The following is a 26580-nucleotide window of genomic DNA, read 5'->3' as shown; positions in this document are numbered from 1 at the left end:
CGCGCCGGTCGGTGCGCTCTTTTTCGCCTGCTCCTGTCGGAAAGAGACTGCACCGCATCATACATAACCCCGACCGCGGTTCATCGGTCATATCCAGTTCGGTTCAATGACCATTGAACCGAACTGAATCTTTTATTTTTCATTGATTGTTTTGTCGCATGAAAGAAAAAACATATATTTGCGTAATCAATTACGTTTTCAATAACGATAAACAGACCGTAGGATATGGACTTTTTCGACAGAACAGGAAAAATGGCGATCGGAAGCCGTTTGCGAATGCTGACCGACCGCATTACGAACGATGCGGCGGAGATTTACCGGCTGTATGGAGTGGACATCAGGCCGAAATGGTTTCCCGTGCTCTATGCCCTCTCGGAGGGCGGGGCGAAGACCATTACGGGAATCGCCCGGGAGATCGGACAGACGCATCCGTCCGTGAGCAACATCGTGAAGGAGATGGCGGCAGGAAAACTTATCCGGGAGGTGGCGGACAAGACGGACAAGCGACGGACGACCATCGCGCTTTCGCCGCAAGGCCGCAAAGTGTGCGGCATGCTGACGGAGGTTTGCGAGGACGTGGCTACCGCCGTCGGGGAAGTGTCGGACGCAACCCGCCACGACCTGTGGCGCGCCATCGGAGAATGGGAGGAGCAGCTCGCGCAAAAAAGCCTCCTGGAACGGGTGAAAGCGGTTCGCAGGGCACGCGAAAGCCGGGAGGTGCGAATCATCCCCTACGAACCGTGCCACCAGCCGGTGTTCCGTTCGCTGAACGAACAATGGATCACGCAGCACTGGCAGTTGGAGGAGCACGACATCGAATGTATCGACCACCCGCAGGAGAGCATCATCGACCGGGGAGGCCATATTTTCGTGGCCCTCTACCGCGGCGAGCCGGTCGGCGTCTGTGCCCTCTGCAAAATGGACGACCCGCGATACGATTACGAGCTGGCGAAACTCGCCGTCAGCCCCGGTGTACGCGGCAAGGGCATCGGTTATCAGCTTTGCAGGGCGGCGGTGGACAAGGCCCGTTCGCTCGGCGCGAAGAGTCTCTTTCTGGAAAGCAACACGCTGCTCAAACCCGCCATCCATACCTATAAAAAACTGGGATTCCGTGAACTCGCCGAATATCATCCCGCCTATGCACGGGGAGACATTCAGATGGAATTGACACTCAAATAATAAATCATTATGTCAGTACATACACCTGCAAAGAAAAAGATTACCGTGCAGACGCTTATCGACATGAAGCGGCGCGGAGAGAAAATATCCATGCTTACCGCATACGATTTCACCACAGCACGCATACTCGACGAAGCGGGCATCGACTCAATTCTCGTCGGCGATTCCGCAGCCAATGTCATGGCTGGTTACGAAACGACCGTCCCGATGACAGTCGATGAAATGATCGTCTATGCCGCCTCGGTCGTGCGCGGAACGGAACATGCGCTCGTTATCTGCGACATGCCGTTCGGCTCCTATACCAATCCGACGCAAGGAATAGACAACGCCGTAAGAATCATGCAGAAAACGGGATGCGACGCCCTGAAGCTCGAAGGTGGCGCAGAAATAGCCGACACCGTGCGGAAAATCGTCGAAATGGGCATCCCCGTCATGGGACACCTCGGCCTGACTCCACAGTCCATCCATAAGTTCGGCGGTTACGGACTGCGTGCCAACAACGAACAGGAAGCCGAGAAGTTGATGTCGGACGCCAAATTGCTGGAAGAAACCGGATGTTTCGGCATCGTGCTCGAAAAAATCCCGGCTTCCTTGTCGGAAAAGGTATCGGCGCAGCTTTCCATCCCGACCATCGGCATCGGTGGCGGCATGTGCGACGGGCAGGTGCTCGTAGTTGATGATATGTTAGGTAAAAACAACGGATTCCATCCCAAATTCCTGCGTACCTATGCCGATCTTCACCGTGATATGGCGGAGGCCGTCGGCCGATATATCGCGGATGTCAAAAATAGAGACTTTCCCAATATATCGGAACAATACTAATCATCATAAAATAATATCAACATGCAGAAAATCGTAGTCAGAAAAGAAGAGGCGCTGAAACGCGAATTCAAGGGAGTTTCGCTGGATTCGCTCGCCGTGGGCGAAAGGTCGATGGTCGCCAAGATGAATTATGTGAAAGGCAATTTCGCCACGACGCACCAGCATCCGCACGAACAGTGCGGCTATGTCATATCGGGCGAATACCGCTTGAAAGCGGAGCTTCCGGACAAGCAGATCGACGTGCTGCTCCATGCGGGCGACAGCTATGCCATACCGGGCGGCACGCCGCATTCGTTCGAGGTCATGGAAGGCGGCGAGGTGATAGATGTTTTCACGCCGCAACGGGAAGATTATCTGTAAACACTCGCTGCGGCCCGGAATCGCTTCCTGTATCTGGAGGGCGACACGCCCATCGTGCGGGTAAACACCCTCACGAAATGCGGCAGGTCGCTGAACCCGACCATGCAGCAGATTTCCGACACGTTTTTCTGCGAGTGCTTCAGCAACTCGCAAGCCGTATTCAGCCGATATTGCGTAACGAACTGCGAAAAGGTCATCCCCTTGCACCGCTTGAAGCAGGAGCAGAACGCCGAACGGTTCATCCCCACCTCCGCCGCGATGTCGTCCAAAGCAATGGGATGAACGTAGTGCTTCATCACGTATGCGCAGATCTGCTGCATCCGCCGCACGTCCCGCTCGATGCGCATCGGCTTTCCGGCGAACGCACGGTCGGAGGAGGTAAAGATGACGGGCAGCAGGCGGAGCATTGCGCTCAGACGCCCCAGTTCGTCCGATCCGTTCATTTCGGACAATGCCTTACGGATCGCCCGCGAACTTTCCGGCCCGAATCTCAGGGCATCGGTCGGAAAAGTAACACCCGCCAGCCGGTTCCTCAATTCGGGGAACGCCTCCACGCACCGCTCTATCAGCGAATGGCTGAAAGCCACCATCAGATAACGCACGCATCCGTCCTTGTCCGCGCTGCCGGGCGCATACTCCCAGCGATGGAGCATCGACGGCGGGATCAACGCCACGTCGCCCGCCGCAAAGGACTGCAACGTATCGCCTGCCATTCGGCGGCCCCGTCCGTGAACGACGTAATACAACTCCCACGCATCGTGGCGGTGCAGCTTGGCTTCGAGGCTCGGTTCCACCCGCTGGTCGATGAAGAAAAACGAATGATTCTCCGCTTCGGGCAGTTCGTACGGTACGGCGGTATCTTCCATAAAATCCGAGAAAGCACAAATATACGACAAATATATGAAACAATAAAACAAACACAAGACAACAAAGCGGCGTAACTTTGCAACCGGAAACAAAAAACAAGACTTAAATCCCGACGTTATGGAACTGTACGAAGCACTGGAGAAACGCCGCACCTGCCGCGACTACTCCGACCGCGAGGTGAGCGATGAAATTCTGAAAAGAGTGATCGGCGCGGCATTCAAAGCCCCGACCAACGACCATCTGCGCCAGCTTGAATTCGTCGTGGTGCGCGGACGCGAAAACATCGCCCCAATAATCGACCCGCTCGCCAAGAACATGGCTGCGTTCAAGAAGCTGGTGCATGAAGCGGATGAATCGGGCGACAAGGACAAAATGGCGATGTTCGCCGACGCCCTGCCCAAACAACAGCGTATGCTGATGCAGAGCGGGCTGCTCATTCTGCCCTTCTTCCGCCAGAAACAAAGCCCGCTGCTGAAACCCGTCGAGCAAAGTTCGCTCAACTACTTCGCATCCGCATGGTGCGCCTTGGAAAACATGCTGCTGGCCGCCACCGCCGAGGGGTTGGGAACCGTGTTCCACATTCCCGTGGGCGACGAAGCGGAAAAAATCAAGGAGATCGTAGGCGCTCCCGAAGACTACGAGTTCATCTGCCTGCTGACAATGGGCTATCCCGCCGCCGACGCATTCCGGCCCAAGCAGAAGGAAATCGACATCGGGGATAGAATACACACGAACGTCTGGTAACGGCGGAAAGGAGCTATGCCGCTACCGGCGGCGAAATCCGGCTTCATGCCGTCCGGCCCGAACAACAGAAAATAGCTGCGTCACCGAATCGTCACGCAGCTATTTCCGAACTTCGTTTTCAAAGGCGGTCCGGCCGGAACCGCCTTTTCCTCTATTCGTATTGGCCGGATTTCAGCCGCTCGACCTCCTCGCGCGTCAGGAACCGCCAGGCTCCGCGTTTGAGGTTCTTCTTCGTCAGACCCGCGTAGTAGACACGGTCGAGTTTCGTGACCGTGTAACCCAGGAACTCGAAGATGCGGCGCACGATGCGGTTGCGGCCCGAGTGGATCTCGATGCCTATCTCCTGCTTGTTCTCCTTGACATAGGAGATCTCGTCGGCGAAAATCTCGCCGTCTTCGAGCGTGACGCCCTCGGCGATACGGTCCATGTCGGCGCGCGTCAGCGGCTTGTCGAGCGTCACCTGATAGATCTTCTTCTTCCGGTACGAGGGGTGCGTGAGCTGCTTCGTGAGGTCGCCGTCGTTGGTGAACAGCAGCAATCCGAGGCTGTTTTTGTCCAGACGCCCCACGGGATAGATGCGCTCCGTGCAGGCGCCCTTCACCAACTCCATCACCGTCTTTCCGGCATGGGGATCGTCGAGCGAGGTGACATAGCCCTTGGGCTTGTTCAGCACCAGGTAGACTTTCTTCTCGCCCTGCACGCGGCTGTCGTTGAACTTCACCTCGTCGGTGGGCAGCACCTTGGTGCCCAGCACGGTGACGACCTGTCCGTTGACCGACACGAGGCCCGCCGTGATGAAGTCGTCGGCCTCGCGGCGCGAGCAGATGCCCGACTGGGCGAGGAAACGGTTCAGGCGCATTTCGCCCGTCTGCTTCACCGGATCGTATTTCGGATACGAAGCCGGCTTGTCGTCCTGCTTGCGGAATCCGCCGGGCTTATAGGGTTTGTCGCTGAATTTGCGGCCGGCGAATTTCTTGTCGCCGAATTTCTTATCCCCGAACTTCTTGGGGCCGGATTTCTTCTCCCCGAAAGCGGGTTTTTCGCCGAATGTCCGGCGGGGACGCTCCCCCTCCTCACGGCGGGGGCGGTCGGTGTCGTAACGGGGCTTATCGCCGAACGTGCGGGGTTTGTCCCCGAACGTACGGTGGGGCTTGTCGCCGTCGAAGGCGTGGCGCGGACGGTCGCTGTCATCGAAATTGCGGCGGGGACGGTCGCCCTCCTCGCGGTGCGGACGTTCGAAAAGCGGGCGGTTGTCGGCCGTGAAATGCGGGTTGTACGAAGCCCGGCGTTCGGGCTGACGGTCACGGGACGGCTGCTCCGAATCGGCAGCATCTCGCTGCAAACGCGGGCGACGCTCGACACGCTCCGCCGTAGCAATTACGGTGCGCTTGCGCTTGTCGCGTCCGAAGCGCTCGAGCACCGGGGTCGAGTCGTTTTTGGGATCTTTCATCGTTTCTGTTCTACTAATATCAAAGTGTCGGGGCAAAGATAGTGCAAGTTTCGGGGATAACAACACATTGCGTGCCCGAATTGAAGATAAAAGCGGAACCGGACCGCAAATTTGCCGCTTTTGCCTTATCTTTGCACCCGTTATGACCATGAACCGCGAAATACTGCGCATCGCGCTCCCCAATATCGTCTCGAACATCACCGTACCCCTCATGGGCATCGTCTCGACAGCCATCGCAGGGCACTGGGGCGCCGATTCCGCCGCCACGATCGGCGCGCTGGCCATCGGCGTGTCGATCTTCAACTTCATCTACTGGAACTGTTCGTTCGTCCGCATGGGCACCAGCGGCCTCACGGCCCAGGCGTTCGGAGCCGGCAACTTCCGCGAATGCACCAACATGCTGGTCCGGGCGCTGTCGGTGGCGGCCGTGATGGGCGCGCTGATGGTCCTGCTGCAATACCCGCTGGGCGAACTGGCGCTGTGGGCCATGAACGGCAGCCAGATGACCCGCGACTATTTCTACGCCCGCATCTGGGCCGTACCGGCGGGCATCATCCTCTTCGGCTTCAACGGCTGGTTCACGGGGATGCAGAACGCCGTCTTCCCGATGCTGACGGCCATCACGGTCAACGTCGTGCACATCCTTTGCAGCCTGTGGTTCGCATTCGGAATGGACATGGGCATCGTGGGCATCGCCTACGCCTCGGTCATCGCCCAATGGACGGGCGTGGGGCTCTCGTCGCTGCTGCTCACGCTCAAATACCGGCAGCTGCTCACCTCGGTCAACTGGTCCGAGGTGCTGGACTTCAAACCCCTGAAAACCTTTTTCATCATCAACCGCGACATCATCCTCCGCACGTTCTGCATCGTGGCCGTCTACACCTTCTTCACCGGGGCGTCGGCCCGCATGGGCGATCCCGCGCTGCTGGCCGTGAACACCCTGCTGTTGCAGCTGTTCACGCTCTTCTCCTACATGAACGACGGCTTCGCCTACGCCGCGGAGGCGCTCACGGGCCGGTTCATCGGCGCCCGCGACAGCGTGTCGCTGCGCGACTGCCTGCGGAAGTGCATCTTCTGGGGAACGCTCGTGTCGGTGGTTTTCGTGGGCATCTACCTCGTCTGGTGGCGCGACCTGGTGGGCGTGTTCGTGGACTCCTCGGCGCCCAACGCCGCGGTGATCGAGGAGCTGGCGGGACGCTACATCGTCTGGATCATCCTGATCCCCGTCGCCTCGGCCATGCCCTTCATCATGGACGGCATCATGGTCGGAGCCACCGAAACGCGCGTCATGCGCGACTCGATGTTCTGGTCCACGGCGGCCTACTTCGCCATCTACTACGCCTGCCACCCGCTGATCGGCAACAACGCCCTCTGGCTGGCCTTCACGCTCTACATGTTCCTGCGCGGCGTGATCCAGTACTTCATGACCCGCCGTCTGAAGAGCATCCTCGCAAAAGCCGCCGTCTGACACCGCCGCCGGACCCGGGCATGTCCCGACCGGCAAAAACGACTGTTGAAAACGAACGATATGAAAAGTATGACACGAACAGGACTCAGCATCGCCGTACTGTTTGCGGCGGGAGCCTTCGCCGGGTCCTGTACGAAAGACGCGCCGGAATCCGCCTCTGCGCCGGGCGACGGCTCGATCGGCTTCGCGGTGACGGTCCGCAACGGCTGGGACGGCCTCGGCCCGGTGCAGGGAGCCTCCACGCGCACGGGCGGCGTCCTCGCGCAGGAAGACCGCGGCTTCACGGCGGAACTGCTGGGCGGCGACCGGCCGTTCCATCTCGACGTATCGACGACCGACGGATTCGGCGCAGCACCGCATGCCGCGACCCGCGGCACGCAAACCGAAACCGACGACTTCCCCGCGTCGTTCCGGATGTGGGCTTACAGTTATACGGACACGGACGCCGCATCGTTCGACGTGATGTCCGGCGAAGAGATCGCCCTTCGGGAAAACGGCCGCTGGGAGCCTTCGGAACGGTATTACTGGCGCTGGTATGCGGGGCAGAAACTCGGATTCATCGCCTGCGTTCCCGATCCGGCCGACAACCTCACCCCACCGTCGGACCCCGCCGGATCGTTCGTTTACGAAACCGACCCCGACCTGCAAAAGCAGCAGGACCTGCTGATCGCCTCGATTGCGGGAGTCACCGGCGCGGACTACGAAAAGACGGGAGTTCCGCTCGTCTTCAAACACGTGCTCACGGCGATCCGATTCCGCGTCAGCACGACGGCCACGGGCATGGAGCTGCGCAATATCCGGTCGATCTCGCTCAGGAACGTCCGTTACAAAGGCTCCTTCCGGGTGAATGCGGCAGGCGCCGGGTCCGGGACTCCGGCGGTCGCATGGACGCTCGACCCCGCGGTCCGTTCCTACACCGATGCGCTCGCGCCCGAGACCGGAGACCTCCCCGAAGACAAGGAGAATCCGGGATACGCCGAACCGGGCCACGAACTCACCGATGCCGACGGCGTATTCATGCTGCCGCCGCAGACGCTGCCCGCCGATGCGCAGATCGTGATCGAATACACGCTTCCCGGCGAAGAGGAGCTGCAAACGATGACGGCCGACATCGGAGGCACCGAATGGCCCATAGGCAAAACGGTCGTCTACAACCTTTCGTCGTCGAAAATCACGACGGAGGATATTCTGGAGGTGCCGACCGACGACATCGTGCTGACTCACCGGGGCGGAACGGCGGCCTATGCCGTCCGGAGTTACCGCAAAGCGGAGCGCGTCAAGGCCGGGCAGACCGAAGAGCTTCCCCCGACGCCGCTGGCATGGTCCGCCGAATTCTCGACCGACGGCGGAAAGACCTGGACCTCCCGGTGTCCCGAATGGGTGACCGGATTCACGGATCAGGCCGAAGGCAGCGTGGAGGAGGTGAAATACGAAGCTGCGGTCGGCTCCAAGCCGATCGACGAAACGATAGACCCGAACACGTCGCTGCGGACGGCGGAGGCCGTGACGGACTACGACCTCTCCACGGCAGGCGGCACGACGCCTGTCAACACGGCCAACTGCTATGTGGTCAATGCGCCGGGCACGTACCGCTTCCCGCTGATCTACGGCAATGCGATACGCAACGGCGCAGACAATCAGGAAGCCTACGCAAAGAAAGCCGGAGAATGGGGTATGGATCTTCCATTCTGGGACTGCGTTTCGAGAGACATCCAATCTCCGTTCATCACGTCCGACCGTACATTCAGGGCCGCGATTCTGTGGCAGGACGAGAACAATCTCGTGAAGAACGTCGGAGTATCCCCCGCGCAGGGAAACATGCTCGGAAAAAACGTACAGTACATCGCTTTCGAGGTGGAGGCCGGAACGATCCGCCAGGGCAACTGCGTGATCGCCCTGTATGCCGAAGACAACGCAAACAGCACCCTTGTATGGAGCTGGCATATCTGGGTGACCGGGCAGCGGCTCGACGATTATGTCCCGGTAGAAACGGCCAATGGAACCCATTACGACTTTCTGCCCGTCAACATCGGGTGGTACAGCAACGATCTGATCGACATTTATCGACCGCGCGACGTGCAGGTGCGCATCACCCAGACGGGGCACGAGCCGCAGACGGACGGCAAGACATTCACGATTCGCCAGCAGGCATACGAAACCGCCTCCCCCGGCAGCCAGCCCTATTTCCAGTTCGGGCGCAAGGACCCGATGCCGGCCCTGAATACGGACAACAGCGACAAGACGACCTATCCGGACAGATACGAGATCGTGAACGGAAGCACCAAGCTCTCAGAGGCGATACAAACTCCGTATGTGTTTTACAGCGATTCGTACGGCTGGTTCGGCGGCGCCTCTTACTGGCATTTGTGGAACGCCGCAGCCAACGGGTTCGAAACGTCGGTGCGCGATTACGAAGTCGTGAAGACGATTTACGATCCCTCGCCCGTCGGATACACGGTGCCCGCCTCGGGAGCCTTCGCGTCGTTCGATGCCGCGAACACGGCAAAGGGACCGTCGGAAACCTCCGGATTCCGGAATTTCCGGTTCTATTGCTCGGCCGTGCAGCACGACGATGACCGGACGATCCTTTTCCGGGCGGTAGGACAGCGGTCCGGAAGCGGACGGGGAGAGGGAATGGGTCAGGAGACCCGTTACTGGACGGCGGTTCCGGCAACCGGAACGCGCGCGCAGGTATTCCATCTGACGGACAGGGCCGAAATGCAGACCACCGACCTTTCCGGAGCATTGCCCGTGCGCCCCGTGCGCGAGAAATGAATGTCTGCGGGCAACTATTCGCCCGCAGACGCTCTTTCAGCCGCACGCCGTTTGTCGAGATACTCTTTCATCTTGCCAAACGTCGCTTCCATCCGGCGGTCCATCCGATACTCGATAAACGGAAGAACGTCCGTAGGGGTATCGCTCCCGGGGCACCAATCGGCCCGGAATGCCTCCGAACCGGTCTTTTTCGAAAAAATGCCCTGCCCGGGCCGCGGAAACCAATAATCATCGACGGCCTCCCCGACGGTAAGCTCCCGCGACCAGGCCACACGTCCCGAACGGTCGGCGCCCGGACCGTAACAGCCGAATTCGGCGTAAAACACGTCGCCCTTACGGGCCGCGTCGTGCCAGTCGCGCCACCCTTCGGGGCAAATCGCCCCGGGCAGTTCGCACATCAGCCACACCGTCCGGGCCGTGGATTTCCACGGACGCCCGAGGTAAACCCGCGTCACCCCTTCGGCGGCCGTCACGAGACAATGGGTAAAGACATATCCGTATTTGTTGCGCTCGGTGGTCGAAGCCGCCGTGATGAAGCTGTCGGCCTTGCAATGGATGGTGCAATGCACGAACTCGACGATGGAGGGCCCGAAGATGAAATCCGTCGTACCCTCGATGTAGGAGTCCGTGACAAACACGCGCGAGACATATCCTTTCGTGAAGAAGGTGTCCTGATTGCCGATCAAGCGGCAGCCGTCGATCCAGATGCGGTCGCCGCGCGTTTCGAGCGCCACGGCCTGCCCCACCCTCCCGGCGTCGTTGCAGACTTCGAGGTTGTGCAGCAGCACGTCGTCGGCCTGCACCGAAAAGGTATAGCTGTCGTAGGTGGTCAGCTCCCGGCTATCGACGACCTTGCCGGAATGGTCGTCCCAGACCAGCCGCACGTCGTCGGGATATTTCCCGCACCCGACCACGACGACCTTGTCCTTGTAAACGTCGAGCGTCACTTTCTCGCGGTAAGTGCCGGGCATGATCCGCACCGTGCGCCACTCCGCGGGTTTCGACGGCAGGGCGTCGAAGCACGCCTGAATGGTCCGGAAATCCCCGCCGCCGTTGCAATCGACGGTATAAACCGTCTCTGCCGAGGCCCAAAGGCCCCGGCAGAGCAGAATCATCAGTATCGCCGAACGCAGCATGGCGCCGTCAGAGCGTTACGCCCGTCTTGAAGATGGCGATCTCCTTGAAACCCGTCTTTTCGTGCTTCAGGTGCTCGCCGTCGGCCGTCGCCAGCACCTTGTCGATGAAGCGTTCCAGCACGGCCTGCGGCTCCTCGTCCTCGACCAGCGTTCCGGCGTTGAAGTCGATCCAGTTGGCCTTGAACTCCGAAAGCCGGGTGTTGGTCGAAATCTTCATCGTCGGCACGAAAGCCCCGAACGGCGTGCCGCGCCCCGTGGTGAAGAGCACCAGCTGGCAGCCCGACAGGGCCAGCGCCGAAGCGGCCACCAAGTCGTTGCCCGGAGCCTGCAAGAGGTTCAGCCCCGGTTTCGTGACCGGCCGGGCGTAGTTCAGCACATCGACGACGGGCTGCGCCCCGCCCTTCTGCACGCATCCCAACGACTTCTCTTCGAGCGTCGTGATGCCGCCCTTCTTGTTGCCCGGCGAGGGGTTCTCGTAGATCGGCTGGTCGAACTTGCGGAAATAGTGCTTGAAATCGTTGATCAGGCAGACCGTTTCGTCGAAGACCGTGCGGTCCGCGGCGCGGTCCATCAGGATCGTTTCGGCGCCGAACATCTCGGGAACCTCCGTCAGCACCGTGGTCCCGCCCTGCGCGATCAGCCAGTCGGAGAACAACCCCACCAGCGGATTGGCCGTGATGCCCGAAAAACCATCCGAACCGCCGCACTTCAACCCCACTTTGAGGTAGGAGAGCGGAAGCGGCTGGCGTTTATCGCTTTTCGTCTTTTCGACCAGCCCGCGGCAGATTTCGAATCCGGCCTCGATTTCGTCCTCGACCTCCTGGGCGATCAGGAATTTCACCCGCTCGTCGTCCCACTCGCCGATCACCTCCTTCAGGGCCGACACCTGGTTGTTCTCGCACCCGAGGCCCAGCACCAGCACGGCGCCCGCATTGGGGTGCTTCACCAAAGCCGCCAGCGCCTTCTGCGTGTTGGCATGGTCGTCGCCCAGCTGCGAACAGCCGTAATTATGGGTGTAGACCCGCACGTCGTCGAGGTGCGAGCAGTCGCACTCGCGCTTCACGCGCTCCGCGATGGCCTGCGCCTGTCCGTTGACGCACCCCACCGAAGGCACGATCCACAGCTCGTTGCGGATGCCCATCGCACCGTTCTTGCGCAGGTAGCCCATCACCTTCGCGTCGCGCCGGGGATACGCCACATCGTAGACCTTCGGGGCATAGGTGTATTCGAGGTCGTCGCGGAGGTTGGTTTTCAGGTTGTGGGAGTGAATCCACCCGCCCTGCGGAATATCCTCCGTGGCGTGGCCGATCGGATAGCCGTATTTCACGACGTTCTCGCCCGCGGCGATGTCGCGCAGGGCGAACTTGTGCCCCCGGGCGATGTCGTCCCGAAGCGTCACGCCGACGCCGTCTACCTCGACCGTCTCGCCCTTGTGCAGGTCGTCGGCCAGCGCGACGGCGACATTGTCCGCGGCATTGATTTTCAGAAATCGTTTCATATCGATAAAATGATCCCGCACGTCCGGCTCCCATAAAGCCCCCGCCGAGGCGGGGGTTTGGGGGTGGGTCAGACTTGCAAACACGGCCGGAGGCCGTGACATGAAGCGTCCGAAACGCCACACCGGAGCAGCTGACTGGTTACTCTCCTAAAAACTTCTTCAAAGCATCCTTCATGCCCAACGCCTCGATGTCGCGGACATAACCCGCAACGGTCGGGACGAATCCCGGAACCTCCGAGAAATCGACGGTGAAGATGCCGCTCTCCTTTACGATCTTCGAGATCGTGGCCTCGACATCGGCCGAATCCCAGTTGGCACGGATGTACTCCACGAACTCTTTCGTATCGTCGGGCTCGAAACCGCTCTTGGGACTGTAAAGGGTCATCAGCGCCGCGAAGGTGAAGCACTCGCGCGCGGCGATGCGCTGCGCCTTGAACCAGTTGTCCCGGACGGTCGGATAGTTGCGCGCCTCCCACTTCGACAGCGAATTGAGCGAGATGGAACGGAGCATGTGCTTGATAAAGGGGTTGTAGAAACGCTCCAGAATCCCGGCGGCGAAGCGCTTCAACTCGTCCTGGTCCTCCTCGATCATCGGAATCACCTCCTCGGCGACCATGTCGTTGATGAACCGCTCGATCGCAGGGGTGTTGAAAGCGTCCATGACCGTCTCACAGCCCATTTGCAGGGCGATGGACACCATGCCCGTGTGCGAACCGTTCAGAATGCGGACCTTCTTGTCGCGGAACTGTTTGATCGAAGGCATGAAGATCACATGCAGACCCGCCTTGTCCAACGGCAGCTCCTTCATCACCTCCTTGTAGCCCGGGCCGCCGATGGCCCACAGGTGGTACAACTCGGCCTTCACCACGAGGTTGTCGTCGTAGCCGATCTCCTCCTTGATCTCGTCGATCTGCTCGCGCGGAAATCCCGGCACGATGCGGTCCACGAGCGTGTCGCAGAAGTGGCAGTTCTTTTCGACCCAGTCGATGAAATCGGAGCCTAGCTTGTTATACTCGGCGTGCCGGATGACGTATTCGTAGAGCGTCGAACCGTTGTTCTCGATCAGCTCGCAGCAGATGATGCACAGACCTTTGGTCGGATCGCCGTTGAAATGCTTGAAACGTTTGTACAGCAGCGCCGTCATTTTCGCGGGGTACGACTTCGGAGGCTCGGCCGTCAGGTCGTCGCCCTCCTCGTAGCGGATGCCCGCCTCGGTGGTGTTCGAAATGGTGATCTTCAGCTCCGGGGAGAGGAAATAACGCTCGTAGGTCGCATAGTCCACATAGGGATTGAACGAGTCCATGACGCTCTTCACCAGCCGCACGTCCTTTTTGGGCTGCTTGTTCTCGATGCCCTCCAGATAGACGTGGTACATGTTGTCCTGCCTGTGCATCAGGTCGATCATCCCCAGCACCTTGTGCTCGGGGTCGATAATCGGCTGGCATACAGCCACTCCGGCATCCATGACGCCCTTCTCGTTGGCGATGTCGATCTGCCAGTCCACGAAGGCCCTCAGAAAGTTCCCTTCGCCGAATTGCAGGATGCGGACGGGACGGACGGCCTTTTCCACGGCCGACTTGTTCAGTTGCTTAATCATTGTATGTCAGTTTTTTATATTACTCCAATACGATAGGCTTGTATTTCGGAACCAGCGTCTTCATCACGATCCAGCCGACGAGGTAAGCCACGGCGCAGATGCAGAAGACGACGAAATATCCGGCGGGTTTTCCCTCGAAGCCCATGTAGGTCATATTGGTCTCCTCGGCATGCACGAACAGCCATCCGGCGAACCATTGCAGGATCATCGAGCCGACACCTCCGGCCATGCCGCCGATGCCCGTCACGGTGGCGATCGCCGACTTGGGGAACATGTCGCCCACCGTGGAGAAGATGTTGGCCGACCACGACTGGTGCGCCGCGCCGCCGATACCGATCAGGATGATCGGGAACCACGGCGAAATGGTGCCCAGAGGCTGAGCCAGCAGCACCAGCAGCGGGAAGAACGCGAAGATCAGCATGGCGCGCATGCGGGCCGCATAGGGGTTCAGACCCGTCTTGTTGATGATGATCGTCGGGAGCTTGCCGCCGTAGATCGAAAGCATCGTGATCGCATAGAGCGTGAAGATCAGCGCCACGCCCAGCCCCTCGGACATCTTGATCCCGAACTGCGAATTGAGATACGAGGGGGTCCAGAAGAGGAAGAACCACCACACGCCGTCGGTCATGAACTTACCGAAGGCGAAAGCCCAGGTCTGCTTGAACGAAAGGGTTTTCCAGAACGACATCTTCGGGCACTCGTCCTCCGTCTCCTCCTTGGCGACGGCGCCGTCGATGACCTCGTGTTTGTCCTGCTCGATATACTCCAGCTCGGCGGCGTTCACCCTCGGGTGCTCCGACGGCTTCTTGTACATGAAGACCCAGAAACCCATCCAGACGAAGCCCAGGGCGCCGATCACGATGAAAGCCATCTCCCAGCCCCAAGCCTTGGCCAGCAGCGGAATGGTCAGCGGAGCGAACAGCGCGCCGATCGAAGCTCCGGCGTTGAAGATCGAGGTGGCATAGGCGCGGTCCTTCTTGGGGAAGTACTCGGCGGTCACCTTGATGGCTGCGGGGAAGTTGCCCGCCTCACCCAGAGCGAGGATGCAGCGTGCGGCGATGAAGAAATACATGCTGACCATAGCGATGGTCGCGGCCACGGCCGAGCCGGCCTCGACGGCGCGCAGCGCGGCGGCATTGGGAAGCCCTACCCACGCCTCGGTGGCCACGCCGCAAAGAGCGTGCAGACAGGCGCCCAGCGACCAGACGCCGATGGCCCACAGATAACCTTTCTTGGTGCCCATCCAGTCGATGAAACGCCCGGCGAAGAGCATGCAGACGGCATAGACGATCGAGAAGATCGAAGTGATGAGTCCGTAATGGTACTCGTTCCAGTGGAATTCGGGTTTGATGAATTCGTCCCACGTCAGCGAAAGCACCTGACGGTCGAGGTAATTAACGGTCGTTGCGAAGAAGAGCATCGCACAGATGACCCAGCGGTACTGCGTCATCTTCCCAGCGAGAGTCGATTTGTTGTTTGTCATTATGGGGTTTAATTAAGTAGTGTTCAGGAATTGGTGAGCCGCATGAACGGCGTCCGGCAGCGAATCGGGGCCGCCGCCGGACGACCGAACTTACGGAATCGGTTTTTAACGCACCTTGGCGATCACGTCCAGTGCGAAACGGCATTTTTCGGAGACGGCCTTCCAGTCTTTCGCGGCTATCACCTCCTTGGGGAAGAGCTGCGAGCCCATGCCCACGCAGAAAACGCCGGCCTTGAACCACGCCGTGAGGTTCTCCTCGGTGGGCTCCACGGCGCCGGTGGCCATGATGTTCGACCACGGCAGCGGGGCCTTGACATTCTTGACGAACGACGGACCGCCCACGTTGCCCGCGGGGAAGACCTTCGTCAGGTCGCAGCCCAGCTCCTGAGCCAGACCGATCTCGGTGACCGATCCGCAGCCCGGGGTGTAGGGCACCAGGTGGCGGTTGCAGACCTTGGCGACCTCGGCGTTCAGGTAGGGACCCACGACGAAGTTGGCGCCGTACTGGATGTACAGGGCCGCGGTCGGGGCATCGACGATCGTACCCACGCCCAGCACCATTTCGGGGCACTCCCTGGCGGCGAACTTGATGACCTCGATGAATACCTCCGAAGCGAAATCGCCGCGGTTGGTGAACTCGAAAGCGCGCACGCCGCCTTCGTAGCAGGCCTTCACGACCTGCTTGGCGATCTCGGCGTCAGCGTGATAGAATACGGGAACCATGCCGGTCTTGGCAATGGCTTCCATGACTTGCATTTTTGAAAAACGTGCCATTATCTTATTGTATTTTAATTACCAATCAAATCCGTTTTGTCGTCAGGGCGAGGCGGATTCCGGTTTTCGCGCCGCGGGACACGGATGGGATACAGTCGCCTATTTCCCATTCGGGGTCTGCAAGGGAAGGCCGAAAGGCGTCCGCCCTCACGGCAAAATCAGCGCTGTACCCGGCCGCTGGCATTGCCGCCAGCCAGACTCTCGACCTCCTCGGCCGATACGAGGTTGAAGTCGCCGTTGATCGTGTGTTTCAGGGCCGATGCCGCCACGGCGAACTCCAGCGCCTCGCCCTGCGTAGGCTTGGTCAGCAGGCCGTGGATCACGCCGCCCGAGAACGAGTCGCCGCCGCCCACACGGTCGATGATCGGGTCGATGTCGTAACGCTTCGACTCGTAGAACTCCTTGCCGTCGTAGATCATGGCTTTCCAGCCGTTGTGCGTCGCCGAGAACGACTCGCGCAGCGTCGAGATCACGTATTTGAACCCGAACGTCTCGGCCATCTGGCGGAAGATGCCCTTGTAGCCTTCGGCATTGGTCTCGCCGCCCTCGACATCGGCGTCGGGCTTGAACCCGAGGCACAGCTCGGCGTCCTCCTCGTTGCCGATGCAGACATCGACGTATTGCATCAGAGGCTTCATGATCGACTGCGCTTTCTCCTTGGTCCAGAGCTTCTTGCGGAAGTTCAGGTCCACCGACACCGTCACGCCGTGACGCTTGGCGGCCTCGCAGGCCAGACGGGTCAGCTCGGCGGCCTTGTCCGAGATCGCGGGCGTGATGCCCGACCAGTGGAACCACCGGGCGCCCTCCATGATGGCGTCGAAGTCGAAATCCTGCGGATCGGCCTCGGCGATCGACGAGTGCGCACGGTCGTAGATCACCTTCGAGGGACGCATCGAAGCGCCCGTTTCGAGGTAATAGATGCCCACGCGGTCGCCGCCGCGGGCTATGAAATCGGTCCGGACGCCGTATTTGCGCAGCGCGTTCACCGCCGACTGGCCGATCTCGTGCTTCGGGAGCTTCGAGACGAAATAAGCCTCGTGACCGTAGTTGGCGCACGAAACAGCCACGTTGGCCTCGCCACCGCCGTAGACGACATCGAACGAATCGGACTGGACGAAACGGGTATTGCCGGGCGTCGAAAGACGCAGCATGATCTCTCCTAATGTTACGATTTTCATGGTTTTATTGCGTGTTAAAATTTGAAGTAATTCTTAGCGTTCCGGTAGCAGATGCCCTCGATGATCTCCCGCCCGATGAAGTCGATCTCCGAAGCGGGCAGCAGGCCGTTTTCGATGTCGTTGCCCACGAGGTTGCACAGCGTGCGGCGGAAATACTCGTGGCGCGGGTACGAGAGGAACGACCGCGAGTCGGTCAGCATGCCGACGAAGCGGCTCAGCAGACCCAGCGTCGAGAGGGCGTTCATCTGCTTCTCCATGCCGTCCTTCTGGTCGAGGAACCACCATCCCGATCCGAACTGGATCTTCCCGGCGCCGTAACGACCGTCCTGAAAGTTGCCGAGCATCGTGGCCACCAGCTCGTTGTCGCGGGGATTGAGATTATAGATGATGGTCTTGGTGAGTTTGTCCTCCCGGTCGAGCATGTCGAAGAATTTCGACATCTGCTTGCCCACCGTGAAGTCGCCGATCGAGTCGAAACCCGTATCGGGGCCCAGCTGGCTGAACATGCGGCTGTTGTTGTTGCGGATGGCGCCGTAGTGGAACTGCTGCGTCCAGCCCGTCTCCCAGTCCATGACGGCGAACTCGACCAGCATGGCCGTCTTGTACTTGCGGATCTCCTCGGGCGTCAGCGTCTGCCCGCCGTATACCTTATTAAAAATAGCGCCGATCTCCGACCGGGTGTAATCCTCGGCGTAGAACTCCTCGATGCCGTGGTCCGAGAGGCGGCAGCCCACCGACTCGAAGAACTTGTGACGCACGCGCAGCGCCTCGATCACGTCGTCGAATTTCGAAATCGTGACGCCCGAAACCTCCGAAAGCCGCTCCATATAGGCGCGGAACTCGGCCGGAGACTCCACGGCCATCGCCTTGTCGGGACGCCACGTGGGGAGCATCCTGGTCGCAAAACCGTCCTCGCGGACCTTGATGTGGTGTTCGAGCGAATCCACGGGATCGTCCGTCGTGCACACGGCCTCGACGTTGTAGTGGCGCATCAGACCGCGGGCGTGGAACTCGGGCTTCTGCAACAGCGCCGTACAATGGTCGTAGATCTCGCGGGCCGTCGAGGGGTTCAGCAGCTTCGTCACCTCGAAGGCGGTCTTCAGTTCGAGGTGCGTCCAGTGGTAGAGCGGGTTGCGCATCGTATAGGGCACCGTCTCGGCCCACTTCTCGAACTTCTCCCAGTCGCTGGTATCTTTGCCCGTGCAATACTTCTCATCGACGCCGTTGGTACGCATCGCGCGCCATTTGTAATGGTCGCCTTCGAGCCAGATCTTCGACAGGTTGTCGAAGCGGTGATCCTCGGCGACATACGCGGGAATCAGGTGGCAATGGTAGTCGATGATCGGCATCTTGGCCGCATGGTCGTGGTAAAGACGCTGCGCAGTCTCGGTCTGCAACAGGAAGTCGTCGTCGTTAAACTGTTTCATGTTCAATCTATCTGTTTTTATAGTCGTTCGCTCCGGTCGGAGCGCCGCAAAACGCCCCTTTTCACAACGTAAAATTACGAACTTTACGTCACTCCCGATACGAAAAATTGCCAAATAAAGTAGATTATTTGCCAATTTGGTTGACCAATGTACGGAAAAATCGTAAATTTGCCTAAAATCCAACAAAAAATCTTTTAACATAGTATGATGAAAAACACGATTCTTGGGTTTGCAGCCGTGCTGATGGCCTCCTGCACCCCCGCCCTGAAGGTAGATGTAGCCAACACGACCCAGCTCGAACGCGACGACGAGACGGTCGAAATCGCCTGGTCCGAAGTGGCGGCGCTCGAAGGCGTAACTCCGGAAAACGTCGTCGTCCTGAACGACGACGGCGAACAGATCCCCTCGCAGGTGCTCTTCCGCGGCACGGCGGAACCCCAGGCGCTGATCTTCCAGACCGACGCCGACCCGATGGAGACCAAGCGTTTCAAGATCGTCACGGGCGTGCGCGAAAACTACCCTGCCGAAGCGTACGGCCGCACGGTTCCCGAACGCTACGACGACTATGCGTGGGAGAACAACAAGGTGGCCTACCGTCTTTACGGCCCGGCGCTGGAGACCTCGCCCGAAAAACTCATCACCCCGGGTATCGACGTGTGGGTGAAGTGCACCGACAAGCTGGTGATCGACGAGTGGTACGCCCGCGGCAAATACCACCACAATTTCGGCGACGGCATGGACTGCTACAAGGTGGGCGTGACGCTCGGCTCGGGGGCTTCGCTGCCGTTCGTGGACGGTAAGTTCTGGATGATGGACCACAACTACGCCACGGCCCGGACGCTGGACAACGGTCCGATCCGCACCACCGTGGAGCTGACCTACGCGCCGTTCAACGTCGATGGCACTCCCGTGTCGCTCACCAAGACCATCTCGCTCGACGCCAACCAGCGCTTCAACCGCATGGACAACGTCTACGAGGGAGATTTCGCCGAGATGCCGATCGCCGCGGGCTTCGTGCGCCACGACGTGAAACGCCTGATGACGGGCGACGACTGGATGGGCATGGTCGAAGCCGCCTCGGACTCGAAGAACCCCGCACGCGACGGCGACATCTTCCTGGGTGTGATCCTGCCCGGCGCCGAGATGCTGGCCGACACGCTGGGTCACGCCGTGGCCGTGAAGAGCGTGAAGCCGGGCCAGACGCTGACCTACTATGCCGGTTCGGGATGGAGCCAGGGCGGCGTGGAGGATATGGGCGAATGGGTCGAGGAGATCGGCATGGCGCAGGCCGCCGCCGTGAATCCGCTCCGGGCGACCGTCCGCAAATAAGTTGAAAATTATCATGAAAAGTCCGGTCATCAGACCGGACTTTTTCAGTGCCGTAACGGTACTTTTATAAGCCGAAAAGTTTTACCGAAGCACACGCACGATTCGGGGTTGAACCTATCCGACTTTTTTGTACCTTTGTAAGAAATCAACGCGTCACCTCGAAAAACCATGAACAACCAAAAAATCGTCACTTTCGGAGAGATCATGCTGCGGCTCACGCCGCCCGACTATCTGCGTTTCAACCAAACCGACCTGTTTCGCGCCAGCTACGGCGGCAGCGAAGCCAACGTGGCCGTCTCGCTGGCCAATTTCGGGCTCCGCAGCGAATTCATCACCCGCCTGCCCGAGAACCGCGTGGCCGATGCCTGCCTCGACGACCTGCGCCGCTACGGCGTCGGAACCGACGGCATCCTCCGCGGCGGCAAGCGGCTGGGACTTTATTATATGGAGGAGGCCGCATCCATGCGCACCTCCCACGTCGTCTACGACCGTGCCGACTCGGCCTTCGACACCCTCAGCCCGGGGATGATAGACTGGCGCAGCCTCTTCGACGGTGCTACGTGGTTCCACTGGTCGGGCATCTCGGCCGCGGTGAGCGCCGACACGGCCGCCGTATGCGCTGAAGCGATCGCCGTCGCCCGGGAAATGGGCCTGACCGTCTCGTGCGACATCAACTACCGCAAGAACCTCTGGAAATACGGCAAGGAACCGCAGGAGGTACTGCCTCCGCTGATGGAGCAATGCGACATATTCTTCGGCACGGACGACGAATACGAAAAGATACTCGGCATGCGCCTGCCGAAATTCGAGGCCCGCGACGCCTCCTACCGTCCCGACACGGCCGGCTACGAGCGCGCCTCGGCCGAGGTGGCGGCACGGTTCCCCCGCTGCCGGGGCATCGTCTTCGGGCTCCGCAGCGTCCTGAGCGCCAACCACCACCTGATCTCCGGAACGCTCTACACCGGGGGACGGCTGCTCTCCACGCGGGTTTACGACATCGACAATGTGGTGGACTGCGTGGGCGTGGGCGACGCTTTCGTGGGCGGGCTGATCTACGGAATGGCCGAACACGCCGGAGACATGCAATTCGCCCTCGATTTCGGCACGGCGGCCTGCGCGCTGAAAAACACCGTGCCGGGCGACTACAATCAATTCACGGCCGAAGAGGTCGCCCAACTGGCCCGCGGCTCCGTTTCGGGCCGTATAGCCAGATAGCCCCCGCCCGCTTAAGAGGCGGGTTTTAGAGGGCGACGGATCGTTCGTACGCTGACAACCCAACCTGCGCCCCGCAAGCACGGAAATTTACACGAAAAAGCCCGACTTATAAAAGTCGGGCTTTTCTGTTTTAACCGGGCGGAGCGCAGCATGGGCCGAAAGCTCCATACCTTGCCGTTGCCCCCTAAAGCCGGCCTCTCAGGCCGGCTATTCGCCTTTGGCCTTTTTGTAGAGGTCGTTGTAGGTGTTGTACTTCTCCATGATGCCCGGTTCGTCGCGCAGACGGAAACACAGCGACTTGAGGAACTCCAGCGTGTCGATGTCGTCGGGCTTGATCTGGTGAGCCTTCTCAAACCAGGGTACGGCGGCCATATAAACGTCGTTGACACCCTTCAGGTCGGCATCGTAGGCAGCCTGGCTGCTGTACTGCTTCTCGTTCATCTCCTTGTTGAGCGCGTCGCCCTTGATCGTGTAGAACACACCCAGATAATAGTTGCCTTCGAACATGTCGGGCTTCAGCTCCACGACCTTCTTGAACGAGTCGATGCTCTGATCGTAGTCTTTCAGCGCATAGAAAATACGTCCGCGGCCGAACCACATGTCCACGTTCCCGGGATTGTCCTCAATGGCCTTGTCGATCAGCGCCACGAGGTCGGCGGGATTGCCCACGCCCTCCTCCGAGGTGTAGAGCTGCATCAGGCCGTCGAGAATACGCTCGTTCTTCGGGCACTTCTCGATGCCCGTCAGCAGAACGTCCTTAGCCTTCATCACATTGGCCCTGTCGATATCCTTCTGACCGTAGAGGCAGTGGAAGAGGTAATAGTAGATGTTGCCCTCGGGCACGCCCTCGGCATTGGTATCGACATAGCCCAGGTCGATGGCTTTGGTCAGGTACTCGGCACCCTTGACGAACGACTTGGGGTTGTTGGCGCCATCGACCGTCAGCAGGTAGCCCGCATAGTAGAGCAGCGCGGGATCGGCCTCGCCGTAAGCCGGGCTCGACTGGGCCTTGTAAGCCGTCACGTAAGCCTTGGCAGCCTCGGCGTAGTTGCCCGAATCAATGCCGGTGTTGCCTGCCTGCGAGCAGAAATCGCTGACCTGCTTCAACCCCTCCTTGACCTTGTCGGCCGTCTTGGGGTCCAGCTCGTAAGCCTTGTTGTAAGCCTCGATGGCCTTCGCGGGAGCGTCCTTCATCACCCACTTCGTCTGCTTCCACGTAGCGACCTTATTGTCCTTGACATAGGCCGTGAAATAGGGATAGACCCATGCGTCGAACTCCGCGCCGTTAAGCGTCTCCTTAGCGGTTGACTTGGGCTCGCCGACAGCCAGTTTCAGCATCGCGGCGTCCATGTTGACGAAGAGGCTCTTCGTAGGTTCGATAGCCACTTCGTAGAAAGCCTTGCCGCGGTTGATCCACGTTGCGGCCTTGGTAGCCTTCTTCTCGTTGGCGATGTCGGCATCGCTCTTTTCGATCTTGGCGAGAAGCGCTTCCTTGTTCACTTTCTGGGCCTGCACGGCGGGAACTGCCACGAGCAGCGCCGCGAGAACCGTCCAAATCGTTTTCTTCATAGTAAACTGAAATTTTAGGTTTTTTGATGTTTTTCAATTATTCTTCCGCCGAGGGAGCGTCGGTCGCGGGCGTTTCGGCCCCGTTCTCAGCGCCTTCCGCGGTCTGCACTTCCTCCTCATCCCCGGCTGCCGGCACGGCCATCACCGAAGCAATGGCATCGCCTTCGCGGAGGTTGATGATACGCACACCCTGCGTAGCGCGGCCCGCAAGGCGGATCTGCTCGACGGCGGTGCGTATGGTGAGTCCCGAACGGTTGATGATCATCAGGTCGTTCTCGTCGGTAACGGCCTGTATCGAAATCAGTTTGCCTGTCTTTTCCGTAATGTTGATGGTCTTCACGCCCTTTCCGCCGCGGTTGGTGATGCGGTACTCGTCCAGATCGGTGCGCTTTCCGTAACCGTTCTCGCTCAGCACCAGCACATCCTGCTTCGAATCGGGTTCTACACAGATCATGCCGACCACTTCGTCGTTCTCCTCGATCGAGATGCCGCGCACGCCGGCGCCGACGCGCCCGATCGGACGCACCGTCGATTCGTTGAAACGGATGGCCTTGCCCTCCCGGGCCGCGATCATCACCTCGGCGTTGCCGCTGGTGAGCTTGGCCTCGATCAGCTGGTCGCCCTCGCGGATGACGATGGCGTTGACGCCGTTCTGACGCGGACGCGAATAGGCTTCGAGACGGGTCTTCTTGATCGTGCCGTCCTTCGTGCACATGATGATGAAGTTGCTGTTCACATACTCCGCATCGGCCAGGCTCTTGACGTTGATATAGGCGCGGACCTTGTCGTCCGGCTCGATCTGGATGACATTCTGGATGGCGCGGCCCTTCGACGAACGCGCGCCCTCGGGAATCTCGTAGACCTTGAGCCAGAAGCAGCGGCCCTTCTCCGTGAAGAACAGCATCGTATTGTGCATCGAAGCCACGTAGATATGCTCGATGAAGTCCTCGTCGCGCGTGGCGCTGCCCTTGGCCCCTACGCCGCCGCGGTTCTGCGTGCGGTACTCGGCCAGCGGCGTGCGCTTGATATAGCCCATGTGCGAGATGGTGATGACCATGTCGTCGTCGGCATAGAAATCCTCGGGGTTGAACTCCTCGGAAGCGTAGACGATCTCCGAACGGCGCTCGTCGCCGTATTTCTCCTTGATCTCCAGCAACTCGTCCTTGATGACCTGCATTTGCAGCGAAACATTTTCGAGAATCTCGGTCAGATGCTCGATCAGCTTCATCAGCTCGTCGCGCTCGGCGATCAGCTTGCCGCGCTCCAGGCCGGTCAGCGCGCGCAAACGCATCTCGATGATGGCCGAAGCCTGAATGTCGCTCAGCTCGAAACGCTCGATCAGGGTCTGTTTCGCGGCGTCGGGCGTCTGCGAAGCGCGGATGATGTGAACGATCTCGTCGATGTTGTCCTGTGCGATCAGGAGACCCAGCACGATGTGCAAACGCTCCTCGGCCTTGCGCTTGTCGTAGCGCGTGCGGCGGACCACCACGTCGTGACGGTGGTCGATGAAATGCCGGATCAGATCGCGCATCGACAGCAGCTCGGGACGGCCGTTCACCAGCGCGATGTTGTTCACGGCGAACGAGGTCTGCAACGGGGTGTTCTTGAACAGCGTGTTCAGCACCACGCTCGCCACGGCGTCCTGTTTCAGAATGATGATGATCCGCAGGCCGTTGCGGTCCGATTCGTCGTTGATGTAGGAGATGCCTTCGATCTTCTTGTCGTTGATCATGTCGGCGATCTTCTTGATCATCTCGGCCTTGTTGATCATATAGGGGATCTCCGTGATGACGATGCACTCGCGGCCGCTCGGCGTATGCTCGATCTCGGTCTTGGCGCGCATCATCACACGTCCGCGGCCCGTCAGCATCGCCTCCTTCACGCCCTCGTAGCCGTAGATGATACCGCCCGTGGGGAAGTCGGGGCCCTTGACGTACTGCAAAAGCTCCTCGCCCGTGATTTCGGGGTTGTCGATATAGGCGCAGCAGGCGTCCACCACCTCCGAGAGGTTGTGCGGAGCCATGTTCGTGGCCATACCGACGGCGATACCGCTGGCGCCGTTGACGATCAGCAGCGGAATTTTCGTGGGAAGGACCGTAGGCTCGGGAATCGTGTCGTCGAAGTTCAGCGTCCAATCGACGGTCTCCTTGTCTATGTCGGCCATCACCTCGTCGGTGATCTTCTTCATTCGCGCCTCGGTGTAACGCATGGCGGCCGGCGAGTCGCCGTCCATCGAACCGAAGTTGCCCTGTCCATCGACCAGCGGGTAGCGCATCGACCAGTCCTGGGCCAGGCGGACCATCGCGTCGTAGACCGACGAGTCGCCGTGGGGGTGGAACTTACCGAGCACGTCGCCGACGATACGGGCCGACTTACGGGTGGGTTTGTCGGAGTAGAGGTTGAGCTCCGCGCTCATATCGTAGAGGATGCGCCGGTGTACGGGCTTCATACCGTCCCTGACATCGGGCAGCGCACGCGACACGATGACCGACATCGAGTAGTCGATGTACGCCGACTTCATCTGCTCTTCGATATTGATGGGGATGATACGCCCCACCAAACCGGCATTCTTTTCTTCTTCCGTTAGCATTATTCAGTGTTTAGATCTTTTTGCACCGACACCGCGCATTCGCCGGGCCGGTGTCATCGAAAAATTACCACTTGTTTAACATACAAAAATAGGATTTATTTCCGATCTGAGCAACTTTGCGGGGAAAAATCTCTTCGCGCGCGCGATATTTTTCGGGGAGCATGCCGTTTTTGGCCCTTTTCCGGCGATCTGACGGCCCGAAAAAAATCTCCCGGCAGAGTGCCGGGAGAAAAGGGCCTGCGGAGCCCCGGTTCCGAAAAGGAAACAGCCCCGATGATTCTCTTCAAAGTCAAAGCCCGCAGATGCGTTCGACGCGCGACACGAGCAACAGCAGGGCGATGAAAAGCCACAGCGTCCGGTTCTCAATACGCAACCGGCGGAGCGCCTTTCCGTCAGCATCTTCGGCGGGCAGAGAGCGCAGCCTCCACAGATCGACGGCGAAAAACACCGCCGCTGCCACGATCAGCGCCAGGACAAACCAGTTCCAAATCAAAGAAAAGATTCCCATCGCACTCAGCGAAAATCAATGAATTCGTAATCCGCATAGTTCTTCCGGTCGAAGAGCCGGACATGCCCCGCGAGCGGCGCGATGCCAAGGATGCCGACCTGCACCTGCTCGCCGTCGTAATCGTAGGAGAGCGACAGAGGACGCATCGCGGCGGTATCGACCGTCACGGTGACGCTGCCCGCCGGAGAATCGTTCCCGGCGGCGGGCGTCAGCCGCACGACGGCGCGCCCCCCGGCTTCGGAGACCAACGCCGGGATATACTCGCTGCCGAGGAAATCGAAAGCCCGGACGGGATTGTTCAGGATATTGCGGCTCGCGGCGTCCACCTCCGTCACGGTCACCTCGCGGCGGCGGTTGTCGATTTCGTAGCGGACCACGCTGTCGGCGAAAACCTCGGCGTCGGCCAGCGCGAGGTAGTAGCACCGTCCCTCGACGACATAGCTGCCGCGGCTTTTGTAATCGCCCGCCGAGACTTCGAAATCCACGCTGTAACCGGGCATCGCGCGGAACCCCGCGGCGAGTTTTTCGAGTATCTCCGTGGCGCGCCCGGCTGCCCTGCTCTGCGGCATTCCGCAGCACAGCACCACCATGAAAAGTGAAAAATGAAAAAT

The 26580-nt window shown here is 59.8% G+C and carries 21 protein-coding genes; 8 read left to right on the top strand and 13 right to left on the bottom strand.

What is annotated here, in order from left to right; translation table 11 throughout:
• Nucleotides 1-225: 225 nt before the first annotated feature.
• The 3 genes from NQ519_RS13515 to NQ519_RS13505 are packed head-to-tail and all read left to right on the top strand — an operon-like array spanning nucleotide 226 to nucleotide 2361.
• Complete coding sequence (locus NQ519_RS13515) at nucleotides 226-1179, top strand: bifunctional helix-turn-helix transcriptional regulator/GNAT family N-acetyltransferase (protein WP_026076492.1); 954 nt, start codon at nucleotides 226-228, stop codon at nucleotides 1177-1179.
• A 9-nt stretch (nucleotides 1180-1188) separates the two neighbouring features.
• A complete protein-coding gene (gene panB, locus NQ519_RS13510) occupies nucleotides 1189-2001 on the top strand; it encodes a 3-methyl-2-oxobutanoate hydroxymethyltransferase (RefSeq protein ID WP_026076493.1) in 813 nt (270 codons plus the stop codon).
• A gap of 21 nt (nucleotides 2002-2022) precedes the next feature.
• Nucleotides 2023-2361: a cupin domain-containing protein gene (locus NQ519_RS13505; RefSeq protein WP_019150628.1), complete on the top strand. Its 339-nt coding sequence runs from the start codon at nucleotides 2023-2025 to the stop codon at nucleotides 2359-2361.
• On the opposite strand, the gene NQ519_RS13500 is transcribed toward NQ519_RS13505, so the two are convergent.
• Nucleotides 2352-3227, bottom strand: coding sequence for an AraC family transcriptional regulator (locus NQ519_RS13500; protein WP_019150629.1), 876 nt, complete (start codon nucleotides 3225-3227; stop codon nucleotides 2352-2354). The two genes, NQ519_RS13505 and NQ519_RS13500, sit on opposite strands and share 10 nt — an antisense overlap.
• A gap of 118 nt (nucleotides 3228-3345) precedes the next feature.
• Between NQ519_RS13500 and NQ519_RS13495 the strand changes: the two genes are divergently transcribed.
• A complete protein-coding gene (locus NQ519_RS13495; RefSeq protein WP_019150630.1) occupies nucleotides 3346-3972 on the top strand; it encodes a nitroreductase family protein in 627 nt (208 codons plus the stop codon).
• A gap of 151 nt (nucleotides 3973-4123) precedes the next feature.
• Here NQ519_RS13495 and NQ519_RS13490 read toward each other — a convergent pair whose 3' ends face one another.
• Nucleotides 4124-5422, bottom strand: a complete 1299-nt coding sequence (locus NQ519_RS13490) for a pseudouridine synthase (RefSeq protein WP_019150631.1) — start codon at nucleotides 5420-5422, stop codon at nucleotides 4124-4126.
• A 142-nt stretch (nucleotides 5423-5564) separates the two neighbouring features.
• Here NQ519_RS13490 and NQ519_RS13485 point away from each other — a divergent pair, with 142 nt between their 5' ends.
• On the top strand, nucleotides 5565-6890 hold the full coding sequence (locus NQ519_RS13485; protein ID WP_019150632.1) for an MATE family efflux transporter: 1326 nt from the start codon (nucleotides 5565-5567) through the stop codon (nucleotides 6888-6890).
• A gap of 60 nt (nucleotides 6891-6950) precedes the next feature.
• Complete coding sequence (locus NQ519_RS13480; protein WP_147513174.1) at nucleotides 6951-9665, top strand: fimbrillin family protein; 2715 nt, start codon at nucleotides 6951-6953, stop codon at nucleotides 9663-9665.
• Nucleotides 9666-9679: 14 nt separating this feature from the next.
• On the opposite strand, the gene NQ519_RS13475 is transcribed toward NQ519_RS13480, so the two are convergent.
• The 7 genes from NQ519_RS13475 to uxaC form a co-directional block, all read right to left on the bottom strand.
• Nucleotides 9680-10801, bottom strand: a complete 1122-nt coding sequence (locus NQ519_RS13475) for a pectinesterase family protein (RefSeq protein ID WP_019150634.1) — start codon at nucleotides 10799-10801, stop codon at nucleotides 9680-9682.
• A gap of 7 nt (nucleotides 10802-10808) precedes the next feature.
• The gene (locus NQ519_RS13470) at nucleotides 10809-12299 is read right to left on the bottom strand and encodes a UxaA family hydrolase (protein WP_019150635.1); all 1491 of its coding nucleotides are present in this window, start codon (nucleotides 12297-12299) and stop codon (nucleotides 10809-10811) included.
• A 139-nt stretch (nucleotides 12300-12438) separates the two neighbouring features.
• Nucleotides 12439-13896 carry a tagaturonate reductase gene (locus NQ519_RS13465; protein WP_019150636.1) on the bottom strand — a complete coding sequence of 486 codons (1458 nt, stop codon included), beginning with the start codon at nucleotides 13894-13896 and terminating at the stop codon, nucleotides 12439-12441.
• Between the two features lie 19 nt (nucleotides 13897-13915).
• The gene (locus NQ519_RS13460) at nucleotides 13916-15346 is read right to left on the bottom strand and encodes an MFS transporter (RefSeq protein WP_019150637.1); all 1431 of its coding nucleotides are present in this window, start codon (nucleotides 15344-15346) and stop codon (nucleotides 13916-13918) included.
• A 138-nt stretch (nucleotides 15347-15484) separates the two neighbouring features.
• Nucleotides 15485-16153 (bottom strand): bifunctional 4-hydroxy-2-oxoglutarate aldolase/2-dehydro-3-deoxy-phosphogluconate aldolase, encoded by a 669-nt coding sequence (locus NQ519_RS13455; RefSeq protein WP_026076495.1) that lies wholly within the window; start codon nucleotides 16151-16153, stop codon nucleotides 15485-15487.
• 158 nt (nucleotides 16154-16311) lie between these two features.
• The gene (locus NQ519_RS13450; RefSeq protein WP_019150639.1) at nucleotides 16312-17331 is read right to left on the bottom strand and encodes a sugar kinase; all 1020 of its coding nucleotides are present in this window, start codon (nucleotides 17329-17331) and stop codon (nucleotides 16312-16314) included.
• 14 nt (nucleotides 17332-17345) lie between these two features.
• Nucleotides 17346-18758, bottom strand: coding sequence for a glucuronate isomerase (gene uxaC, locus NQ519_RS13445; RefSeq protein ID WP_019150640.1), 1413 nt, complete (start codon nucleotides 18756-18758; stop codon nucleotides 17346-17348).
• A 207-nt stretch (nucleotides 18759-18965) separates the two neighbouring features.
• On the opposite strand from uxaC, the gene NQ519_RS13440 reads away from it, so the two are divergent.
• Together NQ519_RS13440 and NQ519_RS13435 are read left to right on the top strand one after the other, a co-directional pair.
• Nucleotides 18966-20087 (top strand): DUF4861 family protein, encoded by a 1122-nt coding sequence (locus NQ519_RS13440; RefSeq protein WP_026076497.1) that lies wholly within the window; start codon nucleotides 18966-18968, stop codon nucleotides 20085-20087.
• A 168-nt stretch (nucleotides 20088-20255) separates the two neighbouring features.
• The gene (locus NQ519_RS13435; RefSeq protein WP_019150642.1) at nucleotides 20256-21302 is read left to right on the top strand and encodes a sugar kinase; all 1047 of its coding nucleotides are present in this window, start codon (nucleotides 20256-20258) and stop codon (nucleotides 21300-21302) included.
• A gap of 207 nt (nucleotides 21303-21509) precedes the next feature.
• On the opposite strand, the gene NQ519_RS13430 is transcribed toward NQ519_RS13435, so the two are convergent.
• The 4 genes from NQ519_RS13430 to NQ519_RS13415 form a co-directional block, all read right to left on the bottom strand.
• Complete coding sequence (locus tag NQ519_RS13430) at nucleotides 21510-22871, bottom strand: tetratricopeptide repeat protein (RefSeq protein ID WP_019150643.1); 1362 nt, start codon at nucleotides 22869-22871, stop codon at nucleotides 21510-21512.
• Nucleotides 22872-22908: 37 nt separating this feature from the next.
• Nucleotides 22909-25461 carry a DNA gyrase subunit A gene (gene gyrA, locus NQ519_RS13425; protein WP_026076498.1) on the bottom strand — a complete coding sequence of 851 codons (2553 nt, stop codon included), beginning with the start codon at nucleotides 25459-25461 and terminating at the stop codon, nucleotides 22909-22911.
• A 289-nt stretch (nucleotides 25462-25750) separates the two neighbouring features.
• Nucleotides 25751-25969, bottom strand: a complete 219-nt coding sequence (locus NQ519_RS13420; protein ID WP_019150645.1) for a hypothetical protein — start codon at nucleotides 25967-25969, stop codon at nucleotides 25751-25753.
• A 5-nt stretch (nucleotides 25970-25974) separates the two neighbouring features.
• Entirely contained in the window at nucleotides 25975-26559 is a 585-nt protein-coding gene (locus NQ519_RS13415; protein WP_019150646.1) for a LolA family protein, read from the bottom strand.
• Nucleotides 26560-26580 lie beyond the last annotated feature (21 nt).

This window comes from Alistipes senegalensis JC50 (assembly GCF_025145645.1).
Taxonomy (GTDB): domain Bacteria; phylum Bacteroidota; class Bacteroidia; order Bacteroidales; family Rikenellaceae; genus Alistipes; species Alistipes senegalensis.
This window is presented reverse-complemented; position numbering and strand designations above follow the sequence as displayed.